The sequence below is a fragment of the Microbacterium sp. NPDC058342 genome, assembly GCF_042723935.1.
Classification (GTDB): Bacteria; Actinomycetota; Actinomycetes; order Actinomycetales; family Microbacteriaceae; genus Microbacterium.
Map to the genome: position 1 here is coordinate 529566 of NZ_JBHXID010000002.1, position 13432 is coordinate 542997.

The 13432-nt window shown below is 71.1% G+C and carries 13 protein-coding genes; 5 read left to right on the forward strand and 8 right to left on the reverse strand.

Annotated elements, in window-relative coordinates; all coding sequences use genetic code 11:
- Positions 1-21: 21 nt before the first annotated feature.
- On the forward strand, positions 22-1068 hold the full coding sequence (locus tag ACFWHT_RS12405; protein WP_378828941.1) for an NAD(P)H-dependent flavin oxidoreductase: 1047 nt from the start codon (positions 22-24) through the stop codon (positions 1066-1068).
- 721 nt (positions 1069-1789) lie between these two features.
- On the opposite strand, the gene purU is transcribed toward ACFWHT_RS12405, so the two are convergent.
- Complete coding sequence (gene purU, locus ACFWHT_RS12410) at positions 1790-2653, reverse strand: formyltetrahydrofolate deformylase (protein ID WP_378828943.1); 864 nt, start codon at positions 2651-2653, stop codon at positions 1790-1792.
- Between the two features lie 75 nt (positions 2654-2728).
- Here purU and ACFWHT_RS12415 point away from each other — a divergent pair, with 75 nt between their 5' ends.
- On the forward strand, positions 2729-3187 hold the full coding sequence (locus tag ACFWHT_RS12415; RefSeq protein ID WP_378828945.1) for a glutaminase: 459 nt from the start codon (positions 2729-2731) through the stop codon (positions 3185-3187).
- An 11-nt stretch (positions 3188-3198) separates the two neighbouring features.
- Here ACFWHT_RS12415 and ACFWHT_RS12420 read toward each other — a convergent pair whose 3' ends face one another.
- The gene (locus ACFWHT_RS12420) at positions 3199-3915 is read right to left on the reverse strand and encodes a GMP synthase (RefSeq protein WP_378828948.1); all 717 of its coding nucleotides are present in this window, start codon (positions 3913-3915) and stop codon (positions 3199-3201) included.
- 100 nt (positions 3916-4015) lie between these two features.
- Between ACFWHT_RS12420 and ACFWHT_RS12425 the strand changes: the two genes are divergently transcribed.
- A complete protein-coding gene (locus ACFWHT_RS12425) occupies positions 4016-6568 on the forward strand; it encodes an ATP-dependent Clp protease ATP-binding subunit (RefSeq protein ID WP_378828950.1) in 2553 nt (850 codons plus the stop codon).
- 12 nt (positions 6569-6580) lie between these two features.
- Here ACFWHT_RS12425 and ACFWHT_RS12430 read toward each other — a convergent pair whose 3' ends face one another.
- Genes ACFWHT_RS12430 through ACFWHT_RS12440 form a run of 3 tightly spaced genes read right to left on the reverse strand, consistent with a single transcriptional unit; the run spans position 6581 to position 9261 of the window.
- Positions 6581-7309, reverse strand: coding sequence for a LysR substrate-binding domain-containing protein (locus ACFWHT_RS12430; protein ID WP_378828953.1), 729 nt, complete (start codon positions 7307-7309; stop codon positions 6581-6583).
- Between the two features lie 42 nt (positions 7310-7351).
- Positions 7352-7693 (reverse strand): hypothetical protein, encoded by a 342-nt coding sequence (locus ACFWHT_RS12435; RefSeq protein WP_378828955.1) that lies wholly within the window; start codon positions 7691-7693, stop codon positions 7352-7354.
- On the reverse strand, positions 7690-9261 hold the full coding sequence (locus tag ACFWHT_RS12440; RefSeq protein ID WP_378828957.1) for a PspC domain-containing protein: 1572 nt from the start codon (positions 9259-9261) through the stop codon (positions 7690-7692). The genes ACFWHT_RS12435 and ACFWHT_RS12440 overlap by 4 nt, the downstream gene beginning before the upstream one ends.
- A gap of 114 nt (positions 9262-9375) precedes the next feature.
- On the opposite strand from ACFWHT_RS12440, the gene ACFWHT_RS12445 reads away from it, so the two are divergent.
- Together ACFWHT_RS12445 and ACFWHT_RS12450 are read left to right on the forward strand one after the other, a co-directional pair.
- Positions 9376-10626 carry a PspC domain-containing protein gene (locus tag ACFWHT_RS12445; RefSeq protein WP_378828959.1) on the forward strand — a complete coding sequence of 417 codons (1251 nt, stop codon included), beginning with the start codon at positions 9376-9378 and terminating at the stop codon, positions 10624-10626.
- Complete coding sequence (locus ACFWHT_RS12450) at positions 10619-11278, forward strand: LuxR C-terminal-related transcriptional regulator (RefSeq protein ID WP_378828962.1); 660 nt, start codon at positions 10619-10621, stop codon at positions 11276-11278. Before ACFWHT_RS12445 ends, ACFWHT_RS12450 begins: the two co-directional genes overlap by 8 nt.
- Positions 11279-11376: 98 nt before the next feature.
- Here the strand turns inward: ACFWHT_RS12450 and ACFWHT_RS12455 are convergent, their stop codons facing one another.
- From ACFWHT_RS12455 to ACFWHT_RS12465, 3 genes are all read right to left on the reverse strand, one after another.
- Positions 11377-11784, reverse strand: coding sequence for a transferase (locus ACFWHT_RS12455; RefSeq protein WP_378828964.1), 408 nt, complete (start codon positions 11782-11784; stop codon positions 11377-11379).
- A 103-nt stretch (positions 11785-11887) separates the two neighbouring features.
- Positions 11888-12661 (reverse strand): DNA-formamidopyrimidine glycosylase family protein, encoded by a 774-nt coding sequence (locus ACFWHT_RS12460; RefSeq protein WP_378828966.1) that lies wholly within the window; start codon positions 12659-12661, stop codon positions 11888-11890.
- Positions 12654-13412 carry an EI24 domain-containing protein gene (locus tag ACFWHT_RS12465; RefSeq protein ID WP_378828968.1) on the reverse strand — a complete coding sequence of 253 codons (759 nt, stop codon included), beginning with the start codon at positions 13410-13412 and terminating at the stop codon, positions 12654-12656. The genes ACFWHT_RS12460 and ACFWHT_RS12465 overlap by 8 nt, the downstream gene beginning before the upstream one ends.
- Positions 13413-13432 lie beyond the last annotated feature (20 nt).

The following is a 13432-nucleotide window of genomic DNA, read 5'->3' on the forward strand; positions in this document are numbered from 1 at the left end:
CCGCGGGCGTAGCCTCGGAGCATGGACGATCTTCGCGACCTGCTCGGCATCCGGCATCCGGTCGTGCTCGCCCCGTTCGGCGGACTGTCGTCGGTGGCGCTCACGGCCGCGGTGAGCGAGGGCGGCGGCCTCGGCTCGTACGGCCTGTACGGGTACGACGGCGACCGCATCCGATCGACGGTCGCCGCAGTGCGTGAGGCGACGTCCGCGCCGTTCGCGGTCAACATCTGGCTGCCGACCGGCGACGAGGTCGTCCCCGGTCCGGAGCACGACGACCGCGCGGCGGCGCTGAAGGACTTCTACGACGAGGTCGGCATCGAGCCGCCCGCCCGGCCGGAGCGCTACCTGCCGCCCGTGCAGGAGCAGCTCGACGCGATCTGGGATGCCGGTCCCGCGGTGCTCAGCGTCGTGTTCGGCGTTCCCCCGGTCTCGGTCGTCGACGAGGCGCACCGCCGAGGCATCCGCGTGCTCGGCACCGCCACCACCGTCGACGAGGCCGTCGCCCTCGCCGACGGAGGGGTCGACGCGATCGTCGCCACCGGCGCCGAGGCCGCAGGACATCGGGTGTCGTTCCTGCGCCCGGCCGAGGATTCGCTCGTCGGACTCGTCTCGCTGCTGCCGCAGGTGGCGGATGCCGTGGACGTGCCCGTCATCGCCGCCGGAGGCATCGCCGATCGCCGGGGTGTGGCGGCGGCATTCGCCCTCGGCGCGTCGGGTGTGCAGGTGGGCACGTCGTTCCTCGCGACGGCCGAATCCGCCGCCAACGCGGCGCACCGGACCGCGATCCGGAGCACGGCGGCGGATGCCAGCGTGCTCACCCGGGCGATGAGCGGGCGCCTGGCCCGCGGCGCCCGCAATCGCGCGGTCGCCGAGATCGAGGCATCCGCGGCGATCGCGCCCTTCCCCGCGCAGAATTGGCTCACCGGCCGCTTCCGGGCGGTCGCCGGCGAGCGGGGCATGGGGGAGCTGCAGTCGCTGTGGCTGGGCCAGTCGGCGCCGCTGGCGAGGTGGGATGCCGCGGCCGACGTGCTCGCCGAGCTCGTCGCCGGGGTGCCCGAGCCGCGCTGAACCGCCTCTCGCAGGGTTGCCCGGGGATCCCCCGGGCCTGCGGCCGGTCCTGGTCTGCGGTCCGTCCGGGTCGCGATTCGTCCCGCTTAGGCCGGGGTTCCTGCGTCCAGGTCGCAGTTCGTCCCGCTCTGGCGGTCGGATACGGGGACGAATCGCGACTTGGAACTCGGATGGCGTCGGTTACCGGGACGAATCGCGACCTGGAGGCGCGACCCGGAGGCGAGACCGGATGCGAGACCGGATGCGAGACCGGGTGCGTCCGGGTTCCTGCCTGCAGGTCGCAGTTCGTCCCGCTCTGGCGGTCGGTTACCGGGACGAATCGCGACTTGGAGCTCGGATGCCGTCGGTTACCGGGACGAATCGCGACCTGGAGGCGCGACCCGGTATCGCGACCGGGAGGTGAGGCCGGATGCGTCCGGCTTCCTGCCTGCAGGTCGCAGTTCGTCCCGCTTAGGCGGGGGTTCCTGCGTCCAGGTCGCAGTTCGTCCCGCTCTGGCGGTCGGTTACCGGGACGAATCGCGACTTGGGGCTCGGATGGCGTCGGATACCGGGACGAATCGCGACCTGGGAGGCGCGACTTGGAACTCGGATGGTGTCGGTTACCGGGACGAATCGCGACCTGGGACGCGCGACTTGGAGGTGGGATGCCGTCGGTTACCCGGACGAATCGCGACCGGGAGGTGAGACCGGATGCGTTCGACCCGCGGCGCGTCCGGGCCGATCAGAGGATGACGGTGGAGCGGCCGTGCACGATCACGCGATCCTCGGCATGCCACTTCACCGCGCGCGCCAGCACGTAGCGCTCGACGTCGGCACCGCGGCGCTGCAGCTCGGCCGCCGACTCCGCGTGCGTGACGCGGGTGACGTCCTGCTCGATGATCGGTCCCTCGTCGAGGTCCGCCGTGGCGTAGTGCGCGGTCGCGCCGATGAGCTTCACGCCGCGATCCTTCGCGCGCGCGTACGGGTTCGCCCCGATGAAGGCGGGCAGGAACGAGTGGTGGATGTTGATCACCGGCACGCCGAGGCGCTCGATGAAGTCGTCGGTGAGGATCTGCATGTAGCGCGCGAGCACGACCAGGTCGACCTCGCCCCTGAGCAGGTCGAGCTGCTGCCGCTCCATCTCGGCCTTCGCGTCGTCGCCGGTGCCGCGGGGCACGTGCACGAAGGGCACGCCGAACGAGCGCACCGACTCGGCGAGATCGGGGTGATTGGAGAGGACCATGGTGACCTCGATGTCCAGCTCTCCGCGCTGGGTGCGCCACAGCAGTTCCAGCAGGCAGTGGTCGTACTTCGACACGAAGATCGCGACCCGCTTGCGGGTGGCGGTGTCGTGCAGTGACCACTCCATGCCGAAGCGGTCGGCCACCTCGGCGATCGACGCCTCGAGAGCGGGACGCCGGTCGGCCAGTCCGTCGAGGTGGATGACGGTGCGCTGGAAGAATCGACCGCCCACCTCGTCGGTGGAGTGCTGGTCGAGCGAGATGATGTTCGCCCCGTGCGATGCGAGCACTCCGGCGACGGCCGCGACGATGCCGGGCTGGTCGTCGCAGGCGATGAGGAGGCGCGCGGTGTCGGTCTGAGGCATGGATGCTCCTGAGCTGGGGTGTCCATCGATTCTGCCCGCATCGGCCCGGCCCGGGCGAATCGTTACCCTGGGTGGGTGACGACCACCAGTGCCCTCTTCGACGCCGCCCGCGAGCGCCTCGCCGGCGCGCGGCGCGAAGGGCTGGGGTTGCTGCGCACGTCCCGGTGGCGCGCCGACCGCATCGTGCGGGCCGGAACCGCGTGGCATCTGGGCGTGCTGCTGCTGACCGACGACGCGGTGCTCGCCACCGGTGAGATCCTGCGCGCCGCGGCGGAGGTGCGCCGGGGGTTCGCTGCGGAGTCGGCGCGGGCGCGGGCCGAACGGCGCGCGCAGGCGCGGCGCGGCGGCTTCGCGGAGGGCGAGGTGGTGCACCTCGGCTGGCGGACGCTGGATGTGACCGCGATCGACGCGGGCGGAGCATCCGGCCCTCTTGCGCTGCTCGACGGTGAACCGGGCGTGCGCTGGTCGCCCGGCGGCGCGCTCGTGCCGCTGGCCGGATACCTCGACGAGAAGATCGCGCTGCTGCGCGGCTGAAGCGGGCGCCCTCAGTCGGCGAGCAGGCCGGGGAAGCGGCTCAGCAGATCGGCGCCGTCGACGGCGGCCGAGAGCACCATCCGCTCGGTGACGGCGTACTCGCGGGGGTCGAAATAGCCGGATGCCCGGTACACCGCCATCCGATCGGCGAAGTCCTGCGGTGAGGCCTCGGGGTGGAACTGCGTCGCATAGAGGCGGCTGCCGACCCGGTATGCCTGCACGGGGCAGGCGTCGTTGGTCGCGAGCAGCACCGCCCCGGGCGGTGTCGAGGCGGCGGATTCCTTGTGGGCCGTGAACACCGACATCTCCGGGGCGCCCGGTCCGAACAGCGGGTCGTCGGCTCCCTCGTCGGTGATGCGGATGCGAGCCGCCTGCACCCGCTCGGGATGCCGCATCGTGACCGTGCCGCCGAGCATCCGGGTGACCACGCCGATGCCGTAGCAGGTGAACAGTGCGGTCGCGTGGTCGTCGAGCGCGCGAGCGGCGATCCGCTCGAGGTCGTGTTCCACGGCCTGCTGGGTCTCGCTCTTGTCGGCATCCGTGACGTTGAACGGCGAGCCGCCGATGACGAATCCGTCGTACTGCTCCCACTCCACCGTCTCCAGCGAGGCATGCAGCAGATCGATCCTGTCGAGGTCGCGGATGCCGAGATCGCGGGCGAAGGAGCGGTGCTCGGCGTCCGCCGCGCTCCGCTCGGGGCGAGCGCACACGTAGAGCACCGAGGACATGCAGTGATTCTATTCGCGGGGTTTGACGGACGACGGGAATACGGGTCATCATGTGACGTTGAACTTGATAGAAGGACGCTCAAGTTTGAGAGGAAGCGACATGCCCAACGACTTCAACGACGCGGGCCCGGGTTCGTTCGACGAGTTCCTGGCCCGGTATCTCGCCGGTGAGCAGGCCCGGCAGGCCCGCTCGATCGACCTCAGCCGGTTCCTCACCGCGCGCACGCAGCAGATCCTGCAGCGCGCCGGACGATTCGCGCTCGAACGCGGCCAGACCGACCTCGATGCCCTGCACGTGCTGCGCATGATCGTGGAGGACGAGGCCGTGTCTCAGGCGATCCGGCAGATCGGCGTCGACCCGCGGACCATCGTCAAGGCCGTCGAGGCACGGTTGCCCGTCCCGGGCGGAGCGTCGGATCACGACGCCGCCACGATCACGCCCAGCGCCAGTCGCGCGCTGTTCCACTCGTATCAGGTCGCCCGCTCGTCGGGCGGGACGTACATCGAGCCGGAGCATCTGTTCTTCGCACTCGTGCTCGGCCAGGACGTGCCGGCCGGGCAGATCCTGGCGCGCGCCGGCGTGACCGCCGAGGCGCTCACACAGAGCCTGCGCGAGCCCGTGTCGGCCGGTGCCTCCACGGACGCCCCCGTCGCGGATGCGGCATCCGGCACCCCGATGCTCGACCAGTTCGGGCTCGACCTGACCGCCCGTGCGCGCGCGGGCGAGCTCGACCCTGTGATCGGCCGGGCATCCGAGATCGACCAGACCATCGAGATCCTCAGCCGGCGCACCAAGAACAACCCGGTGCTCATCGGCGAGGCCGGCGTCGGCAAGACCGCGATCGTCGAGGGCCTCGCCCGCGCGATCGTCGAAGGCGCCGTGCCCGCCCAGCTGAAGGACCGCCGCGTGATCGCCCTCGATCTGCCGGCGATGCTCTCCGGCACCCGCTACCGCGGCGACTTCGAGGAGCGCCTCACCAAGACGATGGAAGAGATCGCTGCGAACCGGGGCGAGATCATCGTCTTCATCGACGAGGTTCACACCGTCGTCGGTGCGGGCGGCGCGGGCGACGGCGGCGGAATGGACGCGGGCAACATCCTCAAGCCCCGTCTGGCACGCGGTGATCTGCACCTGGTCGGTGCGACGACCCTCAGTGAGTATCGCCGTATCGAGAAGGACCCGGCGCTGGAGCGCCGCTTCCAGCCCGTGAAGGTCGCCGAGCCCTCCATCGAGGACGCCGTGCGCATCCTCGACGGCCTGAAGCCCGCCTACCAGGAGCACCACGCCGTCACCTACACGGATGAGGCGATCCGCGCCGCTGTCGAACTGAGCGCGCGCTATCTGCCCGATCGCGTGCTGCCGGACAAGGCGATCGATCTGATCGACCAGGCCGGTGCGCGGCTGCGGCTTCAGCTGGGCGTCGCCCCCGACATCGACAAGCTCTTCGCCGAGCTCGCCGAACTGGAATCACGCAAGAACGCGGCGGTCTCGGCCGAGCACTATGAGGAGGCGTCGCGCATCCGCGACGAGATCGCCGAGGTGCAGCGCCGCATCGACGGAACCGGCACGTCCGCGTCCGCGACGGCCTCGACCGAGGCGGTCGTGGATGAGGCGCAGATCGCCGCGGTGATCTCGCGGGCCACGGGCATCCCGGCGAGCCGCCTCACCGAGACCGAGCGCGAGCGACTGAGCGACCTCGAAGCCGACCTGCACGCCCGGGTGATCGGGCAGGACGACGCGGTCGCCGCCGTGGCGCGCGCGGTCCGGCGCAGCCGCACCGGCATGGGCGACTCCCGCCGCCCGGTGGGATCGTTCCTGTTCCTGGGTCCCACCGGTGTCGGCAAGACCGAACTGGCCAAGGCCCTCGCCGACCGCCTGTTCGACGACGAGACCGCCGTGATCCGCTTCGACATGAGTGAGTTCGGCGAGCGGCACACCGTCTCACGCCTGGTCGGCGCCCCTCCCGGATACGTCGGATACGACGAGGCCGGCCAGCTCACCGAGCGCGTGCGACGCAACCCGTACTCGATCGTGCTGTTCGACGAGATCGAGAAGGCACACCCCGACGTGTTCAATCTGCTGCTGCAGGTGCTCGACGACGGGCGACTGACCGATGGTCAGGGCCGCACGGTCGACTTCCGCAACACGGTCATCGTGATGACCTCGAACATCGGCTCGGAGTTCCTCGCGTCGCGGTCGGGCGCGCTCGGCTTCGTGGCCTCTCGGGATGCTTCGGCCAACGGTTTCGCCTCTGCCGACGACCTTCGGGCGCGGGTCATGGGCAAGCTGCGCGAGGCGATGCGGCCGGAGTTCTTGAACCGCATCGACGAGATCGTGCTGTTCCAGAAGCTCGGCCGGACCGAGCTCGACCAGATCGTGCGGCTCCTGCTGCGGGCCAGCTCGGCCCGCCTTGAGGCGCGCGAGATCGCGCTCGAGGTCACGGATGCCGCGGTGGCGTGGCTGGGCGAGCACGGCTACGAGCCGGAGTACGGAGCGCGTCCCCTGCGTCGCCTGATCCAGCGGCAGGTCGACGACCGGGTCGCCGACCTGCTCGTCTCCGGCGAGCTGGGCGACGGCGGCACGGTGCGTGTGGATGCCGCGGGCGACGAGCTGCTGGTGATCTCGACCGGCTCCTTCGCCTCGGCGGCGTAGCAGCGCGCAGGGTCAGCGGGAGGAGTTCGCGGTGCGGCCGCGCACGATTCCCACGAACGTCTCGACGTCTGGCGTGGTCGCCTCGCGCGGCCACGCCAGCGCCACCGTCGAGGCGGGGCCCTCGAGCAGCGGTCGGTAGTCGGCATCCTTGCGCTTGTGCAGTCGCGCGAGCGACATCGGCACGACGACGACGCCCACCCCCGACGCGGCGGTGGCGATCGCCTCCTCGGTCGTCGCGACCGCCGGGAACCTCGGGGTGGCCGTGGGCAGTTCGAGCGCGCCCAGCACGTCGTCCCGCGGGGTGATGAGCACCTCTCCGGCGAGGTCTGCCGCGGTCAGCTCTTCGGCGGCCATCAGATGGGAGTCGGCGGATGCCACGACGACCGCGACCTCGTCGTAGAGCGGGATGACGTGCAGGTCCTCGGGATGCCCGATCGGCAGGCGCACGAGCGCCAGGTCGACCTCGTCGAGGCGCTCGCGCTGATCGGCGAACGACACCGGCACGAGTTCGAGCTCGACGTGCGGCATCCGCTGCTTCCAGGCATCGATCCACTTGTTGGGGGTGGTCCCGGGCACCAGCCCGAGGCGGAGGACGCGCGCCTCCTCGGGTGGCAGCGGCTGCGCACGCGCGGCCGGCTTTCCGGTGCGGCGTGCCGTGCCGGCCGGCTTCTTCGGCCCGGGCTTGCCGGTGACCGGCTTGCCGGGGCGAGGCCGAGCGGGTCGGCGCCGGTCGTTCTTCATCGCATCAGCGTATCGGCTCGCTCTTCGAGATCCGGGCAGGGTTCAGCGCCGCGAGACCCACCTGCGCTGACCCTGCCGGATCAGCCCGGCCAGACCGCCGATCAGGGCCAGCACACCGAGCGAGAGCAGAGCGACCGCGGTGATCGTGCCCGGAGTCATGCCGGCGAACCAGTCGGTCAGGGCGCTGCGGCGATCGCCGCTGCTGAGCATCCAGATCCCGCCCCACGCCAGCGCGGCGAAGAACAGGCCCCAGACGATCGCAGCCCAGCGGGTGCGCGGCTGGGCCGCGGCATCCTCGACGGGAGCAGAGACGCCCGCGTCCTCCTCCGTCACCGGAAGGGTCTCATCGGCACCCGTGAACGGCTGCGTCGGCTCGGTGTTCATTCGGAGGTCCCCTCATCGATGCGGGCGGAGTGGACGACCACGATCCGACCGGACTGCTGGTCGATCGTGACCGGGACGACGGTGACGTCCTTCGGTGCCTCCGGATGGTCGGGGTCCACCGGTGACGAGACCGTCTCGCGGTAGACCGTGCTTCCGTCGGCCTGCGGTGATCCGGCGAACGTGCCCGTGCTCGTGGTGCTCTCGCCCTCGGGCCCGTACTCCATGCGGTTCCACTCCACCGTCGCGTCACGCACCGTCGCGGTGAGCTCGAGCTCCACGCCGTCGTTCACGAAGATCTCCGTGTAGCCGTCGCCCTTGTGCACGACGACCGGGTGGGATCGTGCGGCGGGCATGTTCATCAGGATGATCCCCGTGTTGCCGAACGGCTGACGGATCGCCCCGCCGTCGGCGTTGGACAGTCCCACCTGCCCGAACCGCACATCCCCGAGGGCCGCCGCACCACCTGTGATCAGTCCGGCGACGAGCGTCGCCACGGTCACGAAGGCCAAGAACCCGCTGCGGCGGCGCGCGACGCCGGCGATCACCATGCCGAAGGCCACCACCAGCGCGGCGGCGAACAGGGCCGTTCCGGCCGTCGCCAGCGTCGGGTCCGCACTCAGCAGCCAGACGGCGGCGGCGGTGATCAGTGCGACGCCCGTGGTCGCCGCCACGAAGGCGAAGCTCGCGCGCGGATTCGCAGCACGCCGCACCCGGCGTCGTTCCGCGGCCTCCGCAGCGAAGGCGGCGGCCGCAGCCTGGCGCTCGCCGCGTGCCCGCTCGCGCGCCGCGCGATCGGCATCCTGCTGCTGGCGTCGCCAGCCCCGCTCCTGCTCCTGCCATTCGGCGTGCTGCGCACGCCAGGCGTCGAGCGCGACCGCGTCCGAGGGATCGGCGGGGGTATCGGGCACGAGGGAGGAGGACGCCGTCGTCGCGGCATCCTCCCCTCGTGTCTCCGCTCCGACGGCGCCCGAATCGCCGGTCTGTGCGGAGGGGTGCGGGGGAGCCGGAGCCGCGGAAGCCGTTCGCGGACCCGTCGCGGAATCCCCCGGGGTGCGGCGCGCAGCGCGCACGATGAGGATGAGCAGGATGCCGACGAGCACCAGCCCGACGACGAAGAGGAAGACGCCGAATCCGTTCATCCCGTAGCCGTCGCCGTAGACGTACGCAGGGGGGTTGAGCACGCGCTCCAGCAGGAGGATTCCGGCCGACGGCGTGAGGGTGAACAGGCCGACGACCGCTCCGGCGAGGATGCCGAGCTGCGCCGGCTCGAAGCGGCCGCGCATCAGCTCGCGCAGATGGATGCGCCCCTCCGGATCGGGAAGCAGCGCCCAGGCGAGGGCGTAGATCAGCACCAGCGGAAGGCCACACACTGCCGCGACCACCAGGACGCCGCGCACGATCAGCGGATCGATGCGCAGCCGCGAGGCGAGCCCGGCTGCGACTCCGCCGATCCAGCCGTCGGAGCGCGCGACCCCGAGACCGGCGACCCACGCGAAGAAGCGGTCGGAGCGGCGAGGCGGCTCGGCGCGGTCGCTCTCGGTGGACGGCGGGGCAGTCGGGAAGGTCATGCTCCGATCCTTCCGGTGTGCACGCATCTCCCGCCATGGGGTGATCCCCTGACTCGTCCCTGATCCTGCCTCCCGATCGCGGATGTCGCGCCCACCGGGTGGTTGGATGGCGTCATGTCCTCTTCCGCGCAGCATCCGCCGATGTCTCTGGCGCGACCACCGTGGGTCGCCGCGACTCCGCGTCCGGAACTGACACGCGTGCGCGAGTGCCTGATCTCCGGAACAGCCGCAGGTCTTGCCCGGCATCTCGGTGCGCCGGTCGGGCTGGTGCGGGCGTTGTTCATCACGCTGACCGTGCTGGGCGGCGCGGGAATCCTGCTCTACGTGTGGTGCTGGGTGTTCACGCGGTGGGAGCCGGGGGAGTCCGCGCCGTCGCGCCGGGCGCCGGCGGCGTGGGTGATGCTTGTCGCAGCCGTCGTGCTCGAGCTGCTGGTTCTTCCCGAACTGAGCGACTACCGCTTCACCATGTCGCCGCCCTGGGCATATCAGCCGAACGGCGGCTCGACGGTGCTCGGGCTGGTGATCCTGCTGATGCTGGTCGCGCTGCTGGTCGCTGCAGCGCTCTGGGCAGACCTCGTCGACCGGCACGACGCCGCACGGGGGCCCCGCCATGCGGCGGTCGTGCGCCTCATCGCCATCGCACTCATCGTCTGGCTTCTCGTCGCCATGCTCGTGCAGCCGATCAACCGCGTGTACCTGCTCGTGCCGTTCGCCGGTCTGCTCGCGATGTTCGCCTCATCGCTGATGCACCGCTGGCGCGAGCTGTCCGGCGAGAGGGTGCGGCGCATCCGCGAGGAGCAGCGCAGCGAGATGGCAGCGCACCTGCACGACTCCGTGCTGCAGACGCTGGCACTCATCCAGAATCGGGCCGGCGCATCGAGCGAGGCGGCACGTCTCGCCCGTGCGCAGGAGCGCGAGCTGCGCGCCTGGCTCTACGACGGCGATGCGCCGGCCGACAGCGACCTGGCCACCGACCTGCGCGACTACGCCGGTGCGCTCGAACTCGACTACGCAGTGCGGATCGACGTGGTCTCCGCGGGTCTGTCCACGGAGCGCGCGAGCGGGGAGCTGGCGGCCGCCGCCCGCGAGGCCATGCTGAACGCGGCGCGGCACGCCGGCGGAGAGGTGTCGGTGTACATCGAGGGGGCGACCACCGGCGTCGACGTGTTCATCCGCGACCGTGGAGCCGGGTTCGTCATCGACGAGGTGCCGGCGGACCGGCTCGGGGTGCGCCAGTCGATCATCGGGCGGATGCGGAGGGCGGGCGGCTCCGCCACCGTGCGCAGCGACGCGAGCGGCACCGAGGTGCACCTGCGGATCGCGGGCACCTCGATCCGCGTGACGGAGGCGCAGGCGCATGGCTGACAGCATCCGGGTCGTGATCGTCGACGATCACTCGATCTTCCGGTCGGGCCTGCGCGCCGACCTCGACGACACCGTCGAGGTGGTCGGCGAGGCGGCCGACGTGCCGTCGGCGATCGCCGTGATCCGCGAGCGCACGCCCGACGTCGTGCTGCTCGATGTGCATCTGCCCGGCGGCGGCGGAGCCGACGCGACGGGCGGCGAGTCGGTCATCCGCGGCTCCGTGCCGACGTCGGCGCGGTTTCTCGCCCTGAGCGTCTCGGATGCCGCGGAGGATGTGGTGCGGGTGATCCGCGCAGGTGCGCGCGGATACATCACCAAGGGCTCATCGGGCATCGAGGTGTCGCGGGCCGTGCACGCGGTGGCGGGCGGAGACGCAGTGTTCTCGCCCCGGTTGGCGGGCTTCGTGCTCGACGCCTTCGGTGCGGTGGCCGGCGAGACGGCGGCCGTGGACGACGAGCTCGATCGGCTCTCGAGCCGGGAGCAGGAGGTCATGCGCCTGATTGCGCGCGGCTACGCCTACAAGGAGGTTGCGGCCGACCTGTTCATCTCGATCAAGACCGTCGAGACCCACGTGTCGGCGGTGCTGCGCAAGCTGCAGCTCTCCTCGCGCCATGAACTGACCGTGTGGGCCTCCGAGCGCCGGCTGCTGTAGCCGGTCCGGTGCGTGTCTCAGTATCGGTGGGTCCCGGGCATCCGGACCCGCCGCTTCTGGGACATGCGGATGCCGCGTCTGCCCGCCGGCGCCCCTGCTCAGGCGGCCAGCCAGAGGCCCTTCTGGTCGGTGGCGATGCGCAACCCGGCGGCGACCGTCTCGTCGTCGCTGATGCGCGCCCCGCGCGCGATCCGTGCCCCCGGGCCGATGTCCGTGCGAACGCCCACGTGCGCGCCGGCGCCGATCACGGCACCCTGGCCGATGTGCGCGTGCGCGTCGATGGAGGCGTTCTCGCCGATCACGGCGTCCGAGTCGACCCAGGCTCCACGAGCGACCTTCGCCCCCGCTCCGACCTTCGCCCCGGGTTCGACATAGGCTCCGGCTTCGATGAGCGCCCTGGGGTTCACCTTCGCGCCGTGCGCGACGAGACCGCGGCCGTTCACGTGCTTGCGGTACCGCAGCGTCGCGCCCTGGTCGTTCTCGATGTCGATGTAGTTCTTGCCCACGATTCCTCCCGTGTTCCGGAGTCTTCCGGATATATCTACAACCACGGGGGGTGCGATTTCATTCCCCATTCGGGATGGGCTTCGGCAGGGCGGTGCTGAGGGGTCAGCGCTGACAGTTCGGGCACCAGAAGGTGATGCGCTCGCGGGTGGGATCCGCGCCGAGCTCGCCCCGGCGGATCAGCGTGCCGCAGCGGCGGCAGGGGCGACCCGCCCGCCCGTAGACCCAGTCGGTGAGACCCCGGCGGGTGTCGCCGGTGAATGTGCGGTCGACGCGGTCGCGATTGGCGCGGATGGTGCGCACGCCCAGGTCGATCAGCGCGGGCACGTCGACCTCGGAGACCGGTGTCTCGGGCAGGATGCCGCGCAGGAACAGCAGCTCGGCGGCGTACTCGTTGCCGAAGCCGGCGACGTTGCGCTGGTCGAGCAGGGCCACGTGGATGCTGCGGCTGTCGGCGCTCAGCCGGCCGACCGCCTCGTCGGCATCCCAGGCGTCCGACAGCGGATCGGGACCCAGATGTCCGACCAGCTCGTCCTCGTCGCGGGTGCGGACGACCTTCACCTCGGCGATGTCGACGCCGACCGCTTCTCGCGTGCCGGTGCCGACGATCGCGCGCACCTTGAACGCGGGATGGGACCACCGCTCGCCCGGTCGGTAGATGCGCCAGCTGCCGTCCATGCGCAGATGGGAATGCAGGGTGTGCTCGCCGATCCGCATCAGGATGTGCTTGCCCCGCGGCACGACGGCGTGCACGGTATGGCCGGTGAGGTCGACGGTGGCTGCTTGCGGTACGCGCAGGTCGAACCGGGTCACCTCGTGCCCGCGCAGGGCATCGTCGAGTCGGCGTGCGGCCTGGAAGACGGTGTCGCCCTCAGGCATGTGCGCTCGGGGCGGACGAAGCCGGCTGCGACAGGACGTCGCGGGCCAGCAGCGTGGCTCCGGCGACGGCAGTCGGCATGATGAACACGGCGCCCAGCGGAACCATGAAGCACAGCTGAGTGGCCACGCCGAAGCCGAGCAGGCGTGAGCGCCGGCCGGCGAACAGGCGTGATCGCACGGCGCTGGGGACGTCGCGCGCGTTCAGGGCTCGGCCGGTGAGCTCCCTCGCGAGCAGCCGGCCGGTGAGCATGATGCTGACGACCGCCGCGAGCGCCGCGCCCACCAGCGGGATGAAGCCGGTCAGCAGAGCGAGAAGCGCGACGAGCGCGCCGAGCGCGACGAGCCGGATGCTCTCGCCGAGCGCCACGAGGAATCCGCCGTCTCCCTCTGGCACCTCGCCCCCCAGGTCGGTCTCGACGGCGCGCCAGATGCGCTGGTAGAACGGGTCGCCGATCAGCAGTGTGAGCGCGGTGAACAGCACGCTCGCCAGCACGAGCGAGCCGATCGTGATCACGGTGCCGATCGCGAAGCGCAGGGCGATGGCCCATCCAGGGTCCCAGGAATCCGCGAACGGCGTGATCCAGCTGGTGATCGAGCCGAGCGAGAGCCACAGCGGGATGAGCAGCGCCGCGAGCACGACCAGCGCGATGATGCCCGGAACCAGCCCGAGGAGCATCAGCCCGGGCATCCGCTTCCAGTAGCCGAAGCCGCGCCCCAGGAACCGGATGCCGGTGAGGAACTCGCTGATCATGATCGCCAGACTATGACAGT

Bases quoted from the DNA above. Each gene is read 5' to 3' on its own strand.
- ACFWHT_RS12450 (WP_378828962.1), top strand. From the start codon at position 10,619: ATGGCTGACAGCATCCGGGTCGTGATCGTCGACGATCACTCGATCTTC.
- ACFWHT_RS12435 (WP_378828955.1), bottom strand. From the start codon at position 7,693: ATGAACACCGAGCCGACGCAGCCGTTCACGGGTGCCGATGAGACCCTT.
- ACFWHT_RS12445 (WP_378828959.1), top strand. From the start codon at position 9,376: ATGTCCTCTTCCGCGCAGCATCCGCCGATGTCTCTGGCGCGACCACCG.
- purU (WP_378828943.1), bottom strand. From the start codon at position 2,653: ATGCCTCAGACCGACACCGCGCGCCTCCTCATCGCCTGCGACGACCAG.
- ACFWHT_RS12405 (WP_378828941.1), top strand. From the start codon at position 22: ATGGACGATCTTCGCGACCTGCTCGGCATCCGGCATCCGGTCGTGCTC.
- ACFWHT_RS12420 (WP_378828948.1), bottom strand. From the start codon at position 3,915: ATGTCCTCGGTGCTCTACGTGTGCGCTCGCCCCGAGCGGAGCGCGGCG.
- ACFWHT_RS12425 (WP_378828950.1), top strand. From the start codon at position 4,016: ATGCCCAACGACTTCAACGACGCGGGCCCGGGTTCGTTCGACGAGTTC.
- ACFWHT_RS12430 (WP_378828953.1), bottom strand. From the start codon at position 7,309: ATGAAGAACGACCGGCGCCGACCCGCTCGGCCTCGCCCCGGCAAGCCG.
- ACFWHT_RS12440 (WP_378828957.1), bottom strand. From the start codon at position 9,261: ATGACCTTCCCGACTGCCCCGCCGTCCACCGAGAGCGACCGCGCCGAG.
- ACFWHT_RS12460 (WP_378828966.1), bottom strand. From the start codon at position 12,661: ATGCCTGAGGGCGACACCGTCTTCCAGGCCGCACGCCGACTCGACGAT.
- ACFWHT_RS12465 (WP_378828968.1), bottom strand. From the start codon at position 13,412: ATGATCAGCGAGTTCCTCACCGGCATCCGGTTCCTGGGGCGCGGCTTC.